General features: G+C 46.3%; 4 protein-coding genes. 3 read left to right on the top strand and 1 reads right to left on the bottom strand.

Annotated features, from left to right (window positions below; genetic code table 11):
- Positions 1-224: 224 nt before the first annotated feature.
- The 3 genes from B5F88_RS20915 to B5F88_RS19240 all read left to right on the top strand — a co-directional run bounded on the left by B5F88_RS20915 (position 225) and on the right by B5F88_RS19240 (position 1716).
- Positions 225-1085 carry a hypothetical protein gene (locus B5F88_RS20915; RefSeq protein ID WP_162612256.1) on the top strand — a complete coding sequence of 287 codons (861 nt, stop codon included), beginning with the start codon at positions 225-227 and terminating at the stop codon, positions 1083-1085.
- A gap of 117 nt (positions 1086-1202) precedes the next feature.
- The gene (locus tag B5F88_RS20475; protein WP_140402215.1) at positions 1203-1439 is read left to right on the top strand and encodes a hypothetical protein; all 237 of its coding nucleotides are present in this window, start codon (positions 1203-1205) and stop codon (positions 1437-1439) included.
- Positions 1440-1521: 82 nt separating this feature from the next.
- A complete protein-coding gene (locus B5F88_RS19240) occupies positions 1522-1716 on the top strand; it encodes a hypothetical protein (RefSeq protein ID WP_087937027.1) in 195 nt (64 codons plus the stop codon).
- 11 nt (positions 1717-1727) lie between these two features.
- On the opposite strand, the gene B5F88_RS21185 is transcribed toward B5F88_RS19240, so the two are convergent.
- The coding region (locus B5F88_RS21185) for a hypothetical protein (protein ID WP_204246276.1) at positions 1728-1977 on the bottom strand (250 nt) is incomplete at its 5' end.

Consider the following 1977-nt stretch of genomic DNA (forward strand, 5'->3'; position numbering starts at 1 on the left):
CGCCTTTTCTCATTATAGCCGTTTTGTGTTTTCTTGACAAGGTGGTTGTAATGGGCTTTGTGTCGTACCTCAATGCGGTGTAGGGAACAAACAGCCCTGCACCGCTTTTATTTATCTCGGCGGGAACGCCCAACGGGGGACAGGGAGCAATCCCACCCCTATGGGCAGCACCGTTGAGAGATAAGAAAAAAGCCGTCCCAGTGACGGCAAAGGAGGAAACCGTGATGAAAAAGGCGATTCTATATGGTATATCCCTATCTCTGGCACTATCCCTCACTGCTTGCGGTGCTCCCAAGGAAGAAGCACCAGAGGACACCAACACCCCGGCAGTCACCGAACCAGCCGATACCAGCACCCCTGAAAGCGAGAAGGAAACCAATTTTGAAGAACCCCCTGTTCCTGTCATTTATGATATTGCGAATGATCCCAATAAGGATGGAGCGATAAGTAAAGAGGAATGGGAGGATTGGGTAGCCAAGCATCCAGAGGACAAGAATCAGAACATGGATTTAACTGATGATGTAGTAATCGAGACACCGACTCCCGAGCCCACCCCTAATCCTGGTACCTCTTCTGGCAACAACAACTCTGGAGGCACCTCTTCCGGTGGCGGCACATCCTCTGGTAACAACAACTCTGGAGGCACTTCTTCTGGTGGTGGCAACAACTCCGGTGGAACTACTTCTGGTGGCGGAACTTCCAGTGGTAACAACAATTCTGGTGGTACTTCTTCCGGTGGCGGTGGAACTTCAAGTGGTAACAACAATTCTGGCGGTACAACTTCTGGTGGCGGCACTTCCTCTGGTAACAACAACTCCGGTGGAACTACTTCTGGTGGTGGTACCTCTTCTGGCAACAACAACTCCGGTGGAACTACTTCTGGTGGAGGTACATCCTCTGGTGGTGGAACCAATTCTGATGTAGATATGGAAGGGGTTAAGAGTTTAATTGAGGATGCAGGAGGCACATATGACCCAACTCTCACAGAGCAAGATGTAATAGATATAGCAGAGGAACAAGGTGGAACCTATGTTCCCGGAACCGGGGGAATTGAAGGTGGCGAAGAGGATGGCTGGATAATGTAACTATACTCCAATCTAAATCAATACAACAGTCAGACACACTATATCACGCCAAGAGTTTATATGATTCTGGCTGTTGTATTGATAATAAAAATTTAATTTGAAAGGAGGAAGTTGCGTATGCAATCATTAAAGCGTATAGCAGTATTCCTACTAGCGTTTATAATGGCTTTGCAAGTTATCATTTCCCCGTCATATGCAGATTGGGAAGTCTCTGGCGGTGGTAATGGTAGTAGTGGTGTTGCTGGTGATGGTACTTATGTTGATGATATGCAAGGCTTACGCATAACAATCATAGATGGTATAGAAAAAGAAAAGAGACAACACTTTATCACTTGTGCAAGGCATAGGTGGTAATTTTTTTATGCTTATTTTTAGACATAGATTGTATGAGGAAGAGAAAATTAAAAATTAAAAAAAGAAGCAAGGGGGGCCGAGTATGGCATACAAGGTAAAGGCGCAGATCACTGTGTCGATTGAGGATGACAAGAGCGGCAAGGTGTTGTTATGGGACGATACAAACACAATAGCAGTTGTGGATGGGGCGGGCTTTTATGTTTTAAAGTCAGGCTTGTCAAACCACCTGTATAGTTTGGCAGGCATGATAGATGATTTAGGAGGCACAAATATATGAATATGCATGGTTTAGAAGTGATAGAAATTCCGGGTACACAAGGCTATATTGTCTTTACCAAGCAAGGGCTTCGGATAGCCCAAATCTGGCTTGGACAGGATGGTCAGAAAATGCAGGACGCCATTACGATGGGGTTTATATGCAAGGCCCTGGCCAAGCGTTGGGACATTAAAGCCAAATAAGTCACCGGAGGAAACCGGGGTTAGGCCGTGATGGTCTGACCCCGGTTTTTTGTTGTTGGCTTGTCTGTGCGGCATGGTG

Source organism: Flavonifractor sp. An306 (genome assembly GCF_002159455.1).
In the GTDB taxonomy this organism is placed as follows: Bacteria; Bacillota; Clostridia; order Oscillospirales; family Oscillospiraceae; genus Flavonifractor.

Excerpts from the sequence above, each read along its gene's own strand:
- B5F88_RS20915 (WP_162612256.1), top strand. The coding sequence starts at position 225 with ATGAAAAAGGCGATTCTATATGGTATATCCCTATCTCTGGCACTATCC.
- B5F88_RS20475 (WP_140402215.1), top strand. The coding sequence starts at position 1,203 with ATGCAATCATTAAAGCGTATAGCAGTATTCCTACTAGCGTTTATAATG.
- B5F88_RS19240 (WP_087937027.1), top strand. The coding sequence starts at position 1,522 with ATGGCATACAAGGTAAAGGCGCAGATCACTGTGTCGATTGAGGATGAC.